Source organism: Bradyrhizobium sp. 190 (assembly GCF_023073415.1).
Taxonomy (GTDB): Bacteria; Pseudomonadota; Alphaproteobacteria; order Rhizobiales; family Xanthobacteraceae; genus Bradyrhizobium.
Genome location: NZ_JADPJL010000070.1, coordinates 1 through 17,631 on the forward strand (window position 1 = coordinate 1; position 17,631 = coordinate 17,631).

The following is a 17,631-nucleotide window of genomic DNA, read 5'->3' on the forward strand; positions in this document are numbered from 1 at the left end:
AGCCAGTCGCCGCCCCAGCGCCACCCCCGCCCAAGCCGGCCGAACCAGCACCAAGCCGGCCGGCTCCCCTGTTCCGCTCGCGGCAGGATATTCCGAGGGCCATTCCGACCCCGATTCCGGCCGTGATTCCTCTCGTCCGGGCGCCTGACGATCCCGGGATCGACGAGGACGGGCCAGCGGACGAATTTGCGGAACAAATCGGCACGCCCAAGGCGCAGGCCGGCGGCTGGCGGGGATTTTTGTCACGCTGGGGCGGCAACTAGGCCCGTTTTTCTTGCCAATCGGGGCTGTCCCCGATATCAGGTGCGGGCGTTTCCGGGTCACGCCCGAACGCCGTGTTTGGTCCGCCGCAATAGCTCAGTTGGTAGAGCACGTCATTCGTAATGACGGGGTCACAGGTTCGAGTCCTGTTTGCGGCACCAGCTTTCTATCTCCAGAAAATCAGAGCCGGTTCAAAGTTACCTTCAACTTTGGGCATCCAGCTTTTTATTGGCCGGTTTCCTCCAATCACGTCCAACGTGGCGCTGAGCGATCGTGGAATCTGCGCTGTCGAGCCGGCAAGAGGGTTGCGAAGCGGGCCGGATGTAGCGGGCTTCTTTGGATCACGCCGCATGCCTCCAACGTGCTATGCTCATCGCATCAGCCCACAGGTGTGCCATGACAGGTATCGCAGAGTGGCTAGCGTCGATCGGTTTGGGCGAGTACGCCGAGCGATTCCGCGAAAACGCCATCGACCTTTCGGTTGTCCGAGATCTCACTGAGCAGGATCTAAAGGACCTGGGCGTCCTGCTCGGACATCGCCGCAAGATGCTGCGTGCGATCGTAGAACTTCAGGGAGAGGTTCCGCGAACACCTCAAGCAGGCACCAGGCCGGCGTCGGGGGACAACGCCGGGCGGCGTCAGCTTACAGTCATGTTTTGCGATTTGGTCGGCTCGTCGGCACTTTCGGCCCGCCTTGATCTGGAGGACTTACGGGCCGTAATGGGCACCTATCACCGCTGCATTGCAGAGGTTGTTGCCCAGAATGAGGGCGTTATCGCGCGATACATGGGTGACGGCGTGCTCGCCTTTTTCGGCTATCCCCAGGCGCACGAGGATGATGCCGAACAGGCGACCCGCGCCGGGCTGGCGCTGGTCGATGCCGTCGCAAGCCTCCGGACAGATCCCGCCACCGAGCTACAGGTTCGCGTTGGCATCGCTACCGGCCTGGTTGTCGTGGGCGATTTGACCGGCGAAGGCTCGGCTCAAGAGCAGACGGTTATTGGCGAGACGCCGAACTTGGCTTCGCGCCTGCAGACCTTTGCCAATCCCGGTACCGTTTTGATTTCCGAGAGTACGCACCGGCTCACTGATGGGCATTTCGAATTCCGCAATCTCGGTCCTGTCGCGCTTAAAGGATGGGCGGAGCCAATACCAGCCTGGCAGGTCCTGGCAACGACCGAAGTGGAAAGCCGTTTTGAGGCACAGCACAAAACCCGATTGGCGCCGCCAATTGGACGTGACGAGGAAATCGACATGCTGTTGCGTCGCTGGCAGCACGCCAGACGCGGCGAAGGGTGCGCGGTGATGCTCACCGGAGAGCCCGGTATCGGCAAGTCGCACATTGCGCTAGCGCTTGACGAGCGACTCCAGGCCGAACCGCACATCACGGTGCGCCAGTTCTGCTCGGCGCACCACACCAACAGTGCGCTGTATCCATTCATTCGCCAGCTCGAACGCGCTGCCCGGTTCGAGCGGAGCGACCCGCCCGTAGAGAAGTTCGCCAAGCTTGAGGCTCTGCTCGTGCGGGCTGATGCCGACCGCATATTGCTGCCTCTGGCCAACCTCCTGTCGCTACCACCCAGTGACCGCTACCGCATGCCAGAGCTGAGTCCGCAGAAGCGCAAGGAGATGACATTGGCGGCGTTTTTGACTCAGTTCAATCACTTGGCGGCGCGACAGCCTGTGTTCGCCATTGTTGAGGATGTCCATTGGGCGGATCCGACGTCGCTGGAGCTGCTTACGATGACCCTGGAACAGGTACCGCGGCTTCGGGTGCTACTGCTTATCACCGCGAGGCCAGAGTTCACGCCGCCTTGGCCAGGTCATGCGCATGTGACGACGATCTCGCTCACGCGGCTGAACCGACGTAATGGGGCGGCGTTAATCGAGCGCGTCACCGCCGGCAAGACACTCCCGGAAGAGGTAATGGACCAGATCCTCGCGCGCACCGATGGCGTGCCCCTGTTCGTGGAGGAACTGACCAAGACGGTGCTCGAAACCGGGCTGCTACAAGAACAGGACGATCACTACGTCCTCAACCGTCCTCTGCCTTCGATGGCGATACCGACGACATTGCACGCATCGCTGATGGCGAGGCTCGATCGAATGGCTCCGGTGAGGGAAGTGGCTCAGATCGGCGCCGTGGTGGGCCGCGAGTTCTCCTACGAGCTGCTGAGCACCGTAGCCGGGTTGCCGAAAGAGAGACTTGAGGAGGCGCTTGCCCAGTTGGTTCGGTCGGAGTTGATATTCTGCCGGGGCGAGATACCCCAGGCGGTCTATACCTTCAAGCACGCGCTTGTGCGGGACGCAGCCTACTCGGGACTCCTGAAGAGCCGGCGCGCAGCGCTGCATGCCACGATCGCGGACGCCTTCGAGCAGCGGTTCCCGGAAATTGTAGAGGCTCAGCCCGAAACTCTCGCGCACCATCTGACGGAGGCAGGGTTGTTCCAGAAGGCGGAGGCATATTGGCTGCACGCCGGCAAGAAGGCTGCCATGCGCTCGGCCAACCTTGAGGCCATCGCGCATTTGCAACGAGGTACCGAGGCCTCCAGCCATCTGCCCGACAGTGCGCGAAAGGACAGGTTGGAACTTGACTTCCAATTCGCTCTCGGGCCCTGCCTGATCGCTACGCAAGGACCAGCCTCGAACAAGGCGATGGCAACCTTTGCCCGCGCGCGTGAGCTGTGCGAGCGCCTTGGAGACCCTCCCGAGCAACACCAGGTGATGTTCTGGTTGACCACCGCGAGCGTCATGCGCGGTGAGTTGCTGCTGGCCGAGGAAACCATCGCGGTCCTGCTTCAACTCGCCGAAGCGCGCGCCGATCGACCGGCGTTGCTCAACGCGATGCGCGGGCAGGGGATGATCCGCCTTTTCATGGGACGTCTCACCGGTGCCCATGAAGCAATCGAACGGGCCGTCGAAGCGTTCGAGGCGAGCAGCGAGGAGGACAGGCTGGCGGCGCGTGCGGCCGGCCAGGATGCCGGCGTGGCCGACCTGGCGCTGATGTCGTGGACTCTCTGGCTGCTTGGCCACGCCGATACGGCAATTATGCGAATGGACGCTGCCATTCAGCGCGCCGACGCCATCGGTCATCCGCACTCGCAGGCGTATGCTTGTTACTATGCATGCATTCTTCACGCCCTTCGCGGCGAGTTCCTGACTGCGCAAGGCCATGCCGAACGTTGTATTGCCCTGTCGGAGGAGCATGGATTCCGGCAATGGCGGCTGGCGCGCGCCATTCGGGGCATATGCGTGGCGTCGCTCGATCCTTCACCCAGCGCACTCGGGGAGATCCGTGCCGCGTTAGACGAATATCGTAGCGCAGGTTATCAGCTGGCCATCACCGCGCTCGACGTGCTTTTGTGTCCGCCATTGTTGACGGGTCACGACTACGAGGCCGCGCTGGAATTGATTGAGCACGGCCTCGCTACAACCAGCCGCAACAGCGAACGAATTTTGGAGGCCGAATTGTATCGGCTCAAGGCACGGGTGCTGGTCGTCCGCGGCGGACCGGACGTCGAAGCCGAAGTGCAGGTACTGCTCGACCTGGCATTGACCACGGCAAGAAGCCAACACGCCAAGACGCTCGAACTTCGAGCCGCAACAGACCGTGCCGCGCTGTGGATCGATCAGGGCAGACGCGAGGAAGCGCTCAATTTCCTCGCGCCGGTCTACGCCTCGTTCACCGAGGGTTTTGACACGCAAGATCTGAAGCAGGCAAAGGCCTTGCTCGACCGGTTGATATGACCTGACCTAAAACAGCCGCTCTAAACCGGGGTCTAGCCGACCAAGTCGGTCGTAGTTCGCCTTCACCTCGGGGTTCCGTAGTGCGAAGTCGGGATAAGGAATGGAGTCTTTCGGATATTTGCCAGCCCCGTCCGGCACGACTTCTCTTCCAGACTTGAGATCAACCTGCGATTTCATTTTTTTCAACCAACGATCCAGATCGGGTGTGCCCGTCGCCGTGGCAAGAGCTCTTGCCAGCCGATCCCTATCGATATCCCGCCCCCTTTTGTCGTCTTTCCTCTCGTTGATGAACCGAACTCTTTCGTCTTTGGCGAAACGCTTTTTATCCCTGGCTTCATACGCGGCGATTGCTTTCACCGCCGCCTCTCTTCCCAGCTTCCGCCCCATATCCAGATTGCTGTGGTTCCATTTGAAATTAATGCCCGACGGTACGTGAATCTCGACTACCGTGCCTCCCCATGGCTCTTTCCCAGGTTCGAGTTTGTCATGCTGGACGTGATATTTGAACAACTTGACGTCATCCTCGCCGACGGTTGCTGCAAACAGCTGGCAGAGATTTGCCAAGGCATCATGAAGGTTGTCCGGTTTGCGAACTTGCGTCGAATCGACAATCCGGACCACCCATATTTCGTCTAATTTATCATCTGGCTTATGGTGCTCCTCGATCAAGCTCCAGAAGTTGACCGTGTCGACCAAAGCCCCTTCGCAGTATGTATCTCCATCGATCTTTACAGTTTCCTCGATGAAGGGAAGCGCCGAACACGCGCACAAAGTTGATGCATTGATGGGGCCTTGATAAAATTCACCGCGCATGGGGCGATTTGAAAACAGCGCGAGCTCCTGCTTATCAAGATTCCACGCATTGTGAAAAATGAATGGCTTCTTTTTCTCTTCTTCCTTCTCTCCCTTTGCTTCCTTTTCTTCCTTCTCTCCCTTTACTTCCTTCTTTTCCTCTTCTTCCTTCTGTTCCATTTCTCTCTTCTCTATGTCGAACAGGTTTTCGAATCTGATGCGTTTCATAAATTCGCTGTTCGGATAGTTGATCCTTGAAAGGCCGGTGACATTGGACAAGTACATCATGGACGTTAGATAACGAACCAAGGGGTTCGGCGCCATCCCGTGATTGAAAATCCATCCATTGATGTCTCCGTCGTCCAATTTTTCGCCGTCCCTTATCCGATTGAACAGAAGCGATATGGATTCCTGAAACGAATCCACCATTCTGTACGGGTCCCATACAAAATCTTTGTAATTATCGGAATCAGTTACGAACTTGTTCAAAGCTTTTATATTGGCGCGCCAATCGGGTCCGAATACCGTATTGATCGGAAAGCGCTCATAGCTTTCGTCGTCTCGAAATACGTCGTTCTTGAAGAATTGATAGGTCAGTTCGGCCCTGTCTTTGTTTTCAACTTCATCGCCGAATTGATTGTAAACAATGCCAACCCACGCGCCGATGCAGGACAATGCCCATACATCAAACGTTATCTTCGGCTCTATATCGGCAGCGGCAATAGCTTCCAGAACCCCGATGTGCAGGCCGGCTGCGGGACCACCACCGCCAAGCGCAATCGCTCTCTTCACCATTGTTCCCTCCCTTAAATTTGCTGTGTGCTGTGCTCCGATCTGATTATTGAATTGCACGAAGAGGGAGAGGCTAGTCCTTTTTGCAACCATTGGAAAGCGTCCGCAGGCGCGAGCCACGCAGATCCAGTTCAGCGTTCCGAAACACCAGACATGCGATAGCGCGGTGGACGGCTTTGATTTGCGTCGGACCTGCTGCTCACATTAGCGTGCTTCCGTTTTCAAGAATTGGTCACGCAAGAGTAGCGTCATGCCGTTGTGGCTTCCGCTATTGATGCCACGCGAGCAACCGTGCCACCAGGACAGCGGCGGTGACCTATTACGGCACGTTAGGCCAATAGCGCTTCGTACGGCTTTCAGCTTTGATGCTTGCGCAATATGACGGAGTTCTCTCTGAGAACGGATCCGCGCGCCTCCGATATGGCCTCTCTCTACCAGCACGCCGACTGTTTCCGTCGAGCGCAAACTGTTTCCATCCGGGGACCGCCTCCGATCAACGACACGAAGATAGCGCATTGGATTGACGGCGAGCTGGCATCGCCGAATGGGCGGTCAGTTGGTGGAGAAACTCGTGACGCAGAGAAAACTGATCAAAATCAAAGCGGCAATTTCGGCCTTTGCTTTTGCGACGCTGCTCTCCGTCGGCGGGTCTGAGCAACACGGCGTCTCGTTATCAGTCGAGAGCGCACAGGCGCGGGTCGGTCGCCCGCTGACCCCCGTGAGCGTTGCGGGTGTCGCGCGGCGACAGAACCGGCGGGCCGCATACGGATACGGATACGGGTATGGCGCAGTCGCCGCGGCGACTGCGCCCACCTACTGGGGAGGATAAAGCACACCCTGGGGCAACGCTTACGCCGCTCAGAATGATCCTCGCTTTGGTCAACCTCACTACGCAATTAGGGCCTATGCCGGAGGTAGCTGCCAGAAACAGCAAGTGCTCGACATGACCTGCAGAGGCGGCCCATTGAGGCGCCTCAAGTTGCGGCACCAGCTTTCCAGACCGAACACGTCCACGTTCGCCGTCCATCGCACGCGTCGGCGTGACCTGTCTCACATAAATCTCGGCCCGTCAGGCATAGTCTCCCCGTCAACCTCAAGGGGAGACACAAATATGCGTAAATTCATTTTCATCGCAGGGTTCGTTTTGGTATCCGCCGCAGCTCAAGCTGGCGATCGAAGCCTTTCGCTCGGAGGCGTCGAGACGAACACCGCTCCGGCGCCGGCCAGGGCTAGGGATGCATCGAAAACTGCTGAAGCGCCGCCGGCTGCGGAAGCCCCGAAATATGTCGAGCGGCCCGCGGTCGTCGAGCCCAAGGCTGAGACGAGCAAGCCCGAGACGACCAGGACCGAGACGGCGAGGCCCAGGGCGGCCAAGGCGTATCGGCCCGCTGCCGGGCGCATGAGCGCCGGACCCGCAAGGCCTGTGGCCCGGAGAACGGCGTACATGTCGAGGAGCGCGAGGCCGCACGGCGTGCGCTACCGGATCGCGCGCATCATCGGCGCACTGCACCGGCACGGCATCTATTGGTAACATTGCCAAAGCAAAACGCGCCTCTCGGGTTCAAATCCGAAGGGCGCGCTTTTCATTGCGTAAGGCTGGAGCCGGTGAACGGCTTCCCGCCAAACTTATTGCGAAACCGTCTGCACCACGCTGCTGATCGGGCGACTGGCAACCGCCGGCATCTTCTGATCCTTCACCAGCATCGCGTCGTATTCCGGCAGCGTTTCGAGCTGCTCCTTGGCCTTCATCTGAACGACCTTGTAGCCGCCGGTCTTGAGGCGGCGCAGCAGCGTCGGCAAGGCCTGCGCCGTGCTCTTCTGCAGATCATGCATCAGGATGACGCCCTTGCCCTGCTTGTCGAGCCTGGTCATGACGTTCTGGATGACCTGGTCGGGACCCGACGATTTGAAGTCGTTGGAATCGACATCAACTGAAAACATCGAGATGTTGCGCGAGGCGAGATAGCCGAGAGCTGCCTGCGTGTGCGCGAGGCCCGGGAAGCGGAAGAACGGCGCGGGCGCAGTCCCGAGCGCCATCTTCACGGCGCTAAAGCCCTTCTCGATCTCTTCCTTGACCTGCGCTTCGGTCAGCTTCTTGCTGTCGAGATGGGCGTGCGACCAGGTGTGCGAACCGATCGTGTGGCCGGCGGCCGCGACCTGCTTGAGAATCTCCGGATGATAGGTGGTGTGCTTGCCGACCGGGAAGAACAGGGCTTTCGTGCATTCATCCGAAAGCGCCTTGAGCACCGCCGGCGTGGTCGGCCACGGACCGTCGTCGAACGTCAGCACGACCTCCTTCTCGGCCAGGAAGTCGAACTGCTTGTATTGCAGGAAGCCAAAACCGGGACCGCCCGTGGTGTCGATCACAACGGTGCGGCTGACGCCGAGTGCATCGAGATTGGCGCAGGCCGATCGCACCGGCTGCGGCGCCAGAACCGGCGCGGGGGCAGGGGCGGGCTTCGAGAGAGAAGCCGTGATCTCGACGTCGTCCTTCAGCGCGAGCTTGGCTGCGGCGGGCGCCGGTAACGGCTCGGCCTTGCGGGCGGCGACGGTTTGAGGCGGGGCCGCGTCGGCGCGCGGCGAGGAGGTCCAGAACCAAACGCCGGTGATCACCAGCGCCGTGACTACACTGGCCAGCATCAGGCCCAACGCATTACGCATCGCTACTCTTTCCACATACTCGGGGTACACACACGCAACGGGGCATTAATGCCAACAAAATCTTAACGTCTCGCGAACACGCGCCGGTTAGGCGAGGAGAATGAGGGGTTTATATCTGAGTGACGTCAGTCACAGTCGCGCCCGCGGTCCAGGCGCATGCTCCTTCCATCAACAACGGGTCCGCTTTGCCGGGCCAACAGGAGCCGAAAATGACCGCAGTATTCTTCAATACCGTTCGCAAGGCCAGTTTAGTGCTGGCCTTGACCACCTCTTTCGCCGCCGTCTCGTCGACCGCGAGCTTTGCTTTCAGTTCGGAAGCGCAGCAGCAGTGCACGGGCGATGCGTTCCGCCTCTGCAGCTCGGAAATCCCGAACATTCCGAAAATCACGGCCTGCATGGTGAAGCATCGCGCCGATCTGAGCTCGGGCTGCCGCGGCGTGATGGACCGCGAACTCGCCGCCCAGAAATCCGGCAAGTTCGCGGCGCAATAACGGCGCGGTCTTCGCGGTCTCTGACGGCTCGGAAACGCTTGCGTCGATGCGACGCAGGCGTTTTTTCCGTTTCAGGGGGCACAAAACGAACGGTTGCGCGATTTCGTCCGTTCACAAATGCGTTGCCGGCCGAATTTCGGTGCCCGGATTCTCGTTCTGACACGTTCTCTTGACGCGAGCCGGTGTCCACCCGGAGGGGGTCCGGCTGGCTTTCGCTGGAAAACGATATAGAACGCGCGGATTGCGTTCTCGTGTAAAGGCATAGCAAATGACCAAGATTCTTTTCGTCGTTCCCCTGATCCTGATGGCCTCAAGCGCGTCGGCACAAAAGAAAGAGGGGCATGACGAGTGCGCGCGCGACGTCTCGCGGTATTGCCGGGCGCAGATGCAGGATGGCGATCAGATCATTCTGGCCTGCCTGAAGCAGAACCGCGCCAAGATCAGCAAGGCCTGCCAGCGGAAGCTGGCGAGCCACGGGCAGTAGAACGCGCCGGGCAGCCGCGACCTATCCCGCCCCGTTGCCGTTGGCGCGCAGCGATTGGTAGAAATCGTAGATCAGCAGCGCCATCACCAGCACGCAGATGATGATCAGCGGGACTGCCTTGATCCACCAGAGCATGATGCCGAGAAACGCGCAGACGCCGGCAACGCCGACTAGTCCGGTGATGAAATTCGTCATCTGCCGCTCCTTGTTTTAGCGCGACGCGCGCTGGTCTTCGCAGGCGCGGCGCCGCCGCGTTCTCCGAGTGTTTTGACAAGCCAGTTGGCCGTCCGCAACAGCCGCGCATCGTTGCCGCGGCGTCCGACCAGTTGCACGCCGATGGGCAGGCCGCTTTCCGAATGCAGCAGCGGCAGCGTCACGGCCGGCGTGCCGAGATAAGTCCATATCGAGCAGAACGCCGGGTTTCCGGTGCTGTCGAGGCCACGCGGCGCCGGGCCGGGCGCTGCCGGAGTCAAAATCGCGTCGTATTCGTCGAACACACCGTCGAGCGCCGCGTTGAGCGTCGCACTGCCGGCCAGCGCCCGCGTGTAGTCGACGGCGAGAGCCTTGCGCCCGCGCTCGATCAATGCGCGCAGCACCTCGCTCAGGGAATCGCCGCCCTGCTCGAAATCGCGATGCAGGTTGTGCGCCATTTCTACTTCCATGACGGTGCGGTGCATGTCGATGGCACGGTCGAAACTTTGCCCGATCTCGACCTCGGAAATTTGCTCGCCCAGCGTTTCCACCAGTTCGGCAAATGCCTCCGTGGTCACCTTCTCGGCATGCGTCCAGGCCGGCGAACGGACGAAGGCGAAGCGCGGCGGCAATGGCGGCTCGCTTGCCGCCACCTCGACAAAGGGCGGACGGGCGAGGGGCTGCGTATCCGGATCCCCTTCGTCGAAGCCGGCGAGTATCTCGGCAAGCAGTGCCGCATCGTCGACCGAGCGCGCAAAGACGCCGACATGATCTAGCGCCCGCGACAAGAGCAGCGCGCCGCTCCGCGGAATCAGGCCGTGCGTCGGCTTGAAGCCGACCACGCCGCAAAAGGCGGCGGGGCGGATCACCGAGCCGTTGGTCTGCGAGCCGATCGCGCCCGGCACCATCAGCGCCGCCACGGCCGCGGCCGAGCCCGATGACGATCCGCCCGGCGTGTGATCCGGGTTGTGCGGATTCCGGGTCTTGCCCGGATTGAAGTAGGCGTATTCGGTGGTCACCGTCTTGCCGAGGATCACGGCGCCTGCCGCCCGCAGCCGCGCCACAGCCGCTGCATCGCGGCGCGGCGTGCGTCCGGCCCACAGTTTCGATCCGAATTCCGTCGGCATGTCGCCGGTGTCGAAGATGTCCTTGATGCCGACGGGCACGCCATGCAGCGGGCCTATGGCCTTGCCCTGCTTGCGACGATCGTCGGCAACCTCGGCCTGCAGCATCGCGTGGTCACGGTCGAGAAACGCCCACGCGTCGATATTGCGATCGACCTCATCGATGCGCTTGAGGCAGCCGCCGACGAGCTCCACCGAACTGAGCCGGCCGTCGCGGATGCCGGCCGCAGCTTCCGTGAGGCTGAGCGCATTGAGGCTCATGCGCACCCCTTCGGCGTCTTACCCAAGCTGCTCACCGCGATCCATAGAGGTAGCCGGGCAACCACAACGCTATTCCCGGGAAGATATAGACCAGTGCCATGGTGAAGAAGACCAGGCCAACGAAGGGAAGCGCGCCGGAGAAGATGTCGGTGAGCTTCACTTCCGGCGGCGCCACGCCCTTCAGATAGAACGCAGCCATCGCGACCGGCGGCGTGTTGAACGCCGTCTGCGTGTTCAGTGCAACCAGGATGCCGAAGAAGATCGGATCAATGCCGTACTGGGGAAGCAGCGGCAGGAAGATCGGCACGAAGATGATGATGATCTCCGTCCATTCCAGCGGCCAGCCGAGCAGGAAGATGATCACCTGGGTCAACAGCAGGAACGCGATCGGCGACAGGTTCATCGAGGTGAAGAACTGCTCGACCACCGTCTGTCCGCCAAGGACGGCAAACACCGCGGAGAACGTCCACGACCCGATGAACAGGTAACAGACCATCGCGGTGGCGCGCACGGTCAGATACACCGATTCGCGCATCATCGTGAAGTTGAGCGAACGATAGGCAGCCGCCAGAACGATGCTCATGAGGGCGCCTACCGCGGCCGCCTCGGACGGCGTCGCCAGGCCAAACAGGATCGCGCCGAGCACCGAAACGATCAGCAGCGCCAGCGGCAGGAACGATGTTGCGAGCGCCCAGACTACCGTGCTGGGCGGTACGTTGGTCTGCTCGGGCGGCAGCTTCGGCGCCAGCGCGGGATTGATGATGGCGCGCGTGATCGCATAGAGGACATAGAGCCCGGCCAGCAGGAATCCCGGAAAGAAAGCGGCCGCATAAAGCTTGACCGCCGAAACGCCGGCGGTCGCCGCATAGACGATCAGGAGAATGCTCGGCGGAATCAGGATGCCGAGGCAACCGCCGGCGCAGACCACGCCGGCCGACAACTTGACGTCGTAGCCGGCTCGCAGCATCGCCGGCAAAGCCAGCAGGCCCATCAGCGTGACAACCGCGCCGACAATGCCGGTGGCGGTCGCGAACATCGCGCAGGTGATCAGCGTCGCTACCGCCAGCGCGCCCGGCACGTTCTTCATCGACAGTTGCAGCGAGTAGAACAGACGGTCGAGAATGTTTGCGCGCTCGACCAGATAGCCCATGAACAGGAACAGCGGAACCGCGACCAGCACGTCGCTGGACGTGACCTCGAACGTCTTCTGCACCAGAAGCGTGAAGATACGATTCTCGAAGAAATCCTGGCCGGCCGTGTAGTAGGCATAGTAGCCGAACGAGACGCCCATCGCCATCAGCGTGAAGGCGATCGGGAAGCCGAGCATGATGATGAAGATGAACAGGCCCAGCATCAGCATGCCGAGTTGTGGATCGGTCATGCGCCTGCTCCCTTCTCGCCCTGCTGCGCAGCCGCCGCCTGCTGATGTTCGCGGATGACGAGGCTCTCGGTCTCCTCCACGTCGTGCAGGCGTTGCGGCCATCGGCCGGTGCGGATGCACAGCACGCAGCGGATGATTTCGGCCACCCCTTGCAGAAACAGAAGGACACCGGTGGCCGGGATCAGCGCCTTCAGCGGAAACACCGGCACGCCGGCCGGACTGAAGATGCTGACTTCGCGGAAGCGCACCGACATATCGGCATAGTTCCAGCCCGAATACATCAACGCCGCGATCGCCGGCAGGAAGAACAAGATGTAGAGAACGAGGTCCATCGTCGCCTGGGTGCGCGGCGACCAGAGTCGGTAGACCACGTCGGCGCGCACATGGCCGTTGCGCGAGAGCGTATAGGCGCCGGCCATCAGGAACATCGCCCCGTAGGTGATGTAGCTGATGTCGAAAGCCCATGTGGTCGGTGCACGCAGCACGTAGCGCACGAACACCTCGTAGCTGACACCCAGCGTCAGGACGAGAATCAGCCAGGCGAACGCCTTACCGACCCAGGTGCTGAGCTCATCAATGAAGAAAAGAAATTTTTTCATGCGAACTGAACTCGCCGCGAGTCGCACATGCGGATGTCCCCCACCATTTCTTGTCGTTGGGCGGCGCATTAATTGCGCCGCCCAACATTCATACATCGTCAGCGATGCGTAGCGAAAGCCGTCAGAGCTTGATCACGCCCGGGAAGTGATGCTCGAAGGCGCCGCGGTAGTCCGTGTCGTTGTACGTGTTGTAGTAAACCACGCGGCGCACCCATGCCTTCTGCGAGTCCATCACCTTCTTCATGAACGGATCCGAACCAAGCTGGGCGATGATGCCGTCCCATGCCTTGATCTGTGCATCGAACACCGATTTCGGCGTCCGCTGAACGTTGACCTTGTCCTTGCTGATCAGTTCCTGCAGGTCCTTGGAGTAATAGTCCATCGCCTTCCATTCGTTGGCGGAGGACACGGCCTCGGCTGCATATTGCAGAATGGCCTTGTGCTCGGCGGGCAGCGCGTTGAACTTGGTCTTGTTGAACATGATCTCGAAGTATTCCGTCGCCTGATGGTGGCTGCCCATCATGTAGTTCTTGGCGACGTCCTGCGCGCCGAAGCGCCGGTCCGAGGTCGGATTGTTGAACTCGAAGCCATCGATCACGCCGCGCTCCATGGCCGGAACGATTTCGCCGCCCGGAAGCTGAGCGACAGAGGCGCCCATCGCCTGGAACAGGTCGGCGGCCAGACCCACCGTGCGGTACTTGAGCCCCTTCAGGTCTGCATCGCTGGTGATGGGCTTCTTGAACCAGCCGAGCGGCTGGGTTGGCATCGGCATGGCGAAGAAGCTCTTGATGTTGACCTTCATGATCTGGGTCTGGAGTTCTTCGAAGAGCTCCTTGCCGCCGCCATTATAGATCCAGCCGAGACCTTCATTGGCGTTGAAGCCAAACACGGGTCCTGTGCCGAACAGCGACGCGGCCTTGTGCTTGCCGTACCAGTAGACCGGCACCGTGTGCGCTGCGTCGATCTGACCGCCATGCACGCCGTCGAACACCTGGAACGGATGCACGACCGAGCCGCCGACCAGATAGTCGATGCGCAGCCGGCCGCCGGCCATTTCGTTGACGCGCTTCACATAGTCTTCGGCCATTTCGTTGAAGACGTCGGCCTTGCCCCACGAGCCCTGCATCTTGAGGGTCGCTGTCTGCGCCCGGCTGACCTGCGGCATCGCAATTACCGCACCGCCGGCGGCCGCGGCCGTCAGAAAGCGGCGGCGCGTCGTTTTTGTATCGCTACGCTTGCTCATGAGTTCCTCCCGGTTGAAAGATCGTCCGCTGTTGGCGCGGGCTTGTTTTGTCTTGATGCCAAGTCAAAGGCTTGCGCGGCGCTTTGGCAAGCGGGAAGTGCGTTCGCTCATGGTGAATCGCGCATGCGGTAAGGCAGCGTGTTGTTTCGCAGGCGCGAAACAGACCCTACCGTATCCGCTCGGCGGAGCGAAAGAGCACCGAAGTCTTGCACTTTAGTCGCAGGAAAATTGGTCGCGCGAATTCGGCAAGCGGTCTGAATCAGATTGGCTGGCTTATTCCCGCGACATTCTGCGCCTAATAGCCGCGCCGCGTCATGCGTTTAACGGATCAGGTCAGGTGCTGCTGCCTGCCGCCGTCGCGACCACCGGCAAGACCTCGTTTGCGGCGCGGTCGGGGGTATCTTCCTTCCAGCGGACCGAGCCGAACGGCCGCTCCAGCATGCGGCGGACGCGAATCGGTTCGGGCCCGAGATGAAAGTCGATCGCGCGCTGGTGCAGGGCACGCTCGGACTGGGTCGGGCGATTGCGCTGGCGCAGATAGTCCAGCCAGGTCGGACAGTGGTAGCGCTCGGTCCACAATTCGGGGTCGGCGATGTCGCGCGCGATCGACCAGCCATAGGCGCCGTTGCGCTGCCGGCTGAGCTGCACTTCCTGCATCATGTGGAAGGCGCGCGCACTGTCCTGCGCGACGCGATACTCGATCTCGACCACCAGCGGCCCGCTGCGCCCGGTGAGCGACAGTTTCACTTCAGGATCGGCCAGCGCTTCGGCGGGCGGCTCATAGCGCGCGCCGACCGGCGGCATGCGCAACCAGATTCCGAGCAGCGGGGAAAGCAACATCAATCCGGCGGAGACCAATAGCGCCACCTCGACGCCGTACATATCGGTGAGATGACCCCAGCCCCAGCTTCCGATCGCAATGCCGCCGGCAATTGCGGCCTGGAATGCCGCCAGCGAGCGGCCGGCGACCCAGCGCGGCGCCGAGAGCTGCACGCCGATGTTGAACAAGGCGACCGCCAGCATCCACACCGCTCCCGCGATCACCAGGGCAATCGCCGTCAGGATGGGGCTGGTGCTCAGGGCGACCGCGGCGATCGCGCCGGCCAGCGATATCGTGCAGGCGCGCACCGCGGCCTCGCCGCTCATGCGGCGGCGCACCTCGCCGATATTCAGCGCGCCGAACACTGCGCCCATGCCGAAAGCCCCGAGCATGATGCCGTAGGTTTGTGCGCCGCCATGCAGGAGGTCGCGGGCGACCAGCGGCATCAGCGCCGAAACCGAGCCGCCGATCACGCCGGTGACCAATGTCCTGATCAGGACGATTCGGATCGACGGCGAGTTTGCGATGTAACGCACACCCGAGACGATAGCGCGGTTGAGACGTTCGCGCGGCAGGCGCGACGGTTCGTGGCTGCGGTTCCAGAGAAACAGCACCACCATTAGTGGCAGATACAGCACCGCATTGACGGCGAACGCCGCCACCGCGCCTGATGTGGCGACCACAATGCCGCCGATCGCCGGGCCGAAGCTGCGCGCGATGTTGTAGCTGATACCGTTGAGCGCGACCGCCGCCGGCAGCGTTTCCGCCGGCACCTGCTCGCTGACCGAGGCCTGCCAGGCCGGCCCGAACAGCGCCATGCCGCTGCCGACCACGAAGCACAGCGCCAGCAGGATATTCGGCGTCACGAGGCCGAGCCACGCCAGCACCGTCAGCGTGGTCGCGCCGACAAGCGCGATGCCGAGCGAGACCAGGGCGACGATCCGCCGGTCGTGCATGTCGGCGATGGCGCCGGCCGGCATCGCGATCAGCATGATCGGCAGCATCAGCGCGGTCTGCACCAGCGCGACCTTGTCGGCGGAAGAGGTCATCTGCGTCATCGCCCAGGCCGCACCGACGCCCTGGATCAATATCCCGAGATTTGAGACGAGGCTGGCGAGCCAGATACGCCGGAACACGGCATGCCGCAGCGGTGCGAAGATACTATCGGAACGCTTCGGCGGTTCGGTCATATCCCGTTCCGGTTGGGCTGCTATGAGGGGCGACGATTCCTGCGGGCCCTCACAGATGCCTGCGAAAACCTTGCTCTGTCCAGTAGTTAGGTCGCTCTGAGAATGGCTAGAGCACAGCTAAGGTAATGATAATGACGATAGGAACTAAAATGGGCCTGACGCGGCGCGCGATGCTCTGGGGTACCGGCGTGCTACCTTTGCTAGCCGGCAATCTTGCCAGCAATCTCAGCTCCTCCGCAATGGCGCAGACCGCGTCAACGCCATCCGTCGCGGCCGACATTCCGCCGGTCCTGTTCGTGCATGGCAATGGCGATCACGCAGCGCTCTGGATCACCACATTGTGGCGCATGGAATCGAACGGCGTGCCACGCGAGCGGATGCTGGCGATCAATTTCACCGATCCCCTGGCGCGCACCGACGACAGGGTCGAACAACCGAATCGCTCCTCGACCGAAGACCAGCGCCGCGAGCTCGGCGAGGCCGTCAAGGAATTGCAGCGCCGCACCGGTGTGTCTCGCATCGCACTGGTCGGCAGTTCGCGCGGCGGCAATTCGATCCGCAATTACATCAAGAATGGCGGCGGGGCCGATATCAGTCACGCGGTGCTGTGCGGCGTTCCCAACCACGGCATCTATGAATGGGACGAGGGACTCGGCGGCGAGTTCAACGGCCGCGGCCCGTTCCTGCGCGGCCTGAACGAGGGCGAGAGCGAGGTGACGCCGGGCACGGCGTTCCTCACCTTGCGCAGCGACGGCATCGATAAATTTGCGCAACCCGATGGGCGCTTCGTCGGCAAGCCGGGCACGCCGACCGGCGTGACATCCGATGGGCCTGCGCTGAAGGGCGCGACCAATCTCGTGCTCGGTGCGCTCGATCATCGCGAGGTCGCGTTTCATCCGCGCGCGTTTCGCGAGATCTACAAATTCATTGCGGGCCAGGAGCCGTCACGCATCGCGATCGTGCCGGAAGCGGAAGTCAAACTGAGCGGGCTCGTGACGGGCACGCCGGGCGGCGTGGTCACCAACCGCCCGGTATCCGGCGCGACGGTTGAAATCTATCGCGTCTCCGCCGACACCGGCGAACGCATCGGTGGGCCGATCCATTCTTCGCAAACCGGCGCCGACGGCCGCTGGGGCCCGGCGCTGGTCGAGCCGGCCTGGTATCTCGAGATCGTGCTGGCATCGGCCGGCTCTCCCACGACGCATCTGTATCGTTCGCCGTTCCCGCGCTCCTCCGACGTCGTGCATCTGCGCGCCGCGCGCCCGCTCGGGCCGGCCGATGCCGGTGCCGGCGCGGTGGTCCTGATGTCGCGCCCAAGGGGCTATTTCGGCCTGCCGCGGGATGTGGTGCTGATCGACGGCAAGGAGCCTAGGGACGTGAAATCCGGCGTGCCGACCGATTCGGTCACGACCTTGCGGCTTCCGGCGGAGGAGATTGGCCGCCCGGTGGTAAGCATTTTCAATACAGAGCGAATCGTGGCGCCGGCCTGGCCCGCCTCGGAAAACCGCATTGCGATTGCCGAACTGACTTACTAGCTAGTCTGGATCGATGCGCCCTTATGGCGCCCGGATCGAAAGACATAGTCTTGGCAGT

13 protein-coding genes, 1 tRNA gene and 1 pseudogene are annotated in these 17,631 nt (G+C 61.7%); 7 read left to right on the forward strand and 8 right to left on the reverse strand.

The genetic code is table 11. The features are described from left to right. The 3 genes and pseudogenes from IVB22_RS37105 to IVB22_RS37115 form a co-directional block, all read left to right on the forward strand. A pseudogene (locus IVB22_RS37105) lies at positions 1 to 263 on the forward strand (hypothetical protein); the annotation flags it as partial. Positions 264 to 346: 83 nt separating this feature from the next. Further along, positions 347 to 422: transfer RNA gene (locus tag IVB22_RS37110), tRNA-Thr, on the forward strand. Positions 423 to 657: 235 nt separating this feature from the next. Next, positions 658 to 4,008 carry an adenylate/guanylate cyclase domain-containing protein gene (locus IVB22_RS37115; RefSeq protein ID WP_247522100.1) on the forward strand — a complete coding sequence of 1,117 codons (3,351 nt, stop codon included), beginning with the start codon at positions 658 to 660 and terminating at the stop codon, positions 4,006 to 4,008. A gap of 6 nt (positions 4,009 to 4,014) precedes the next feature. On the opposite strand, the gene IVB22_RS37120 is transcribed toward IVB22_RS37115, so the two are convergent. Beyond that, complete coding sequence (locus tag IVB22_RS37120) at positions 4,015 to 5,595, reverse strand: patatin-like phospholipase family protein (RefSeq protein WP_247522101.1); 1,581 nt, start codon at positions 5,593 to 5,595, stop codon at positions 4,015 to 4,017. A gap of 1,108 nt (positions 5,596 to 6,703) precedes the next feature. Between IVB22_RS37120 and IVB22_RS37130 the strand changes: the two genes are divergently transcribed. Further along, positions 6,704 to 7,123 (forward strand): hypothetical protein, encoded by a 420-nt coding sequence (locus IVB22_RS37130; protein WP_247522103.1) that lies wholly within the window; start codon positions 6,704 to 6,706, stop codon positions 7,121 to 7,123. A 95-nt stretch (positions 7,124 to 7,218) separates the two neighbouring features. Here the strand turns inward: IVB22_RS37130 and IVB22_RS37135 are convergent, their stop codons facing one another. Continuing rightward, positions 7,219 to 8,253, reverse strand: coding sequence for a polysaccharide deacetylase family protein (locus IVB22_RS37135; protein ID WP_247522104.1), 1,035 nt, complete (start codon positions 8,251 to 8,253; stop codon positions 7,219 to 7,221). Positions 8,254 to 8,462: 209 nt separating this feature from the next. Here IVB22_RS37135 and IVB22_RS37140 point away from each other — a divergent pair, with 209 nt between their 5' ends. Continuing rightward, complete coding sequence (locus IVB22_RS37140; protein ID WP_247522105.1) at positions 8,463 to 8,744, forward strand: hypothetical protein; 282 nt, start codon at positions 8,463 to 8,465, stop codon at positions 8,742 to 8,744. 268 nt (positions 8,745 to 9,012) lie between these two features. Further along, the gene (locus tag IVB22_RS37145) at positions 9,013 to 9,228 is read left to right on the forward strand and encodes a hypothetical protein (protein ID WP_247522106.1); all 216 of its coding nucleotides are present in this window, start codon (positions 9,013 to 9,015) and stop codon (positions 9,226 to 9,228) included. A 21-nt stretch (positions 9,229 to 9,249) separates the two neighbouring features. On the opposite strand, the gene IVB22_RS37150 is transcribed toward IVB22_RS37145, so the two are convergent. From IVB22_RS37150 to IVB22_RS37175, 6 genes are all read right to left on the reverse strand, one after another. Beyond that, on the reverse strand, positions 9,250 to 9,423 hold the full coding sequence (locus IVB22_RS37150) for a hypothetical protein (RefSeq protein ID WP_247522107.1): 174 nt from the start codon (positions 9,421 to 9,423) through the stop codon (positions 9,250 to 9,252). Then, on the reverse strand, positions 9,420 to 10,805 hold the full coding sequence (locus IVB22_RS37155) for an amidase (protein WP_247522108.1): 1,386 nt from the start codon (positions 10,803 to 10,805) through the stop codon (positions 9,420 to 9,422). The genes IVB22_RS37150 and IVB22_RS37155 overlap by 4 nt, the downstream gene beginning before the upstream one ends. Before the next feature lie 31 nt (positions 10,806 to 10,836). Next, positions 10,837 to 12,186 carry a TRAP transporter large permease subunit gene (locus tag IVB22_RS37160; RefSeq protein ID WP_247522109.1) on the reverse strand — a complete coding sequence of 450 codons (1,350 nt, stop codon included), beginning with the start codon at positions 12,184 to 12,186 and terminating at the stop codon, positions 10,837 to 10,839. Further along, entirely contained in the window at positions 12,183 to 12,785 is a 603-nt protein-coding gene (locus tag IVB22_RS37165; RefSeq protein WP_247522110.1) for a TRAP transporter small permease subunit, read from the reverse strand. The genes IVB22_RS37160 and IVB22_RS37165 overlap by 4 nt, the downstream gene beginning before the upstream one ends. A gap of 121 nt (positions 12,786 to 12,906) precedes the next feature. Further along, complete coding sequence (locus IVB22_RS37170; protein ID WP_247522111.1) at positions 12,907 to 14,028, reverse strand: TRAP transporter substrate-binding protein; 1,122 nt, start codon at positions 14,026 to 14,028, stop codon at positions 12,907 to 12,909. Positions 14,029 to 14,361: 333 nt separating this feature from the next. Further along, entirely contained in the window at positions 14,362 to 16,038 is a 1,677-nt protein-coding gene (locus IVB22_RS37175) for an MFS transporter (RefSeq protein ID WP_247522112.1), read from the reverse strand. Between the two features lie 149 nt (positions 16,039 to 16,187). On the opposite strand from IVB22_RS37175, the gene IVB22_RS37180 reads away from it, so the two are divergent. Continuing rightward, positions 16,188 to 17,573 (forward strand): hydrolase, encoded by a 1,386-nt coding sequence (locus IVB22_RS37180; RefSeq protein WP_247522149.1) that lies wholly within the window; start codon positions 16,188 to 16,190, stop codon positions 17,571 to 17,573. Positions 17,574 to 17,631: the final 58 nt, after the last annotated feature.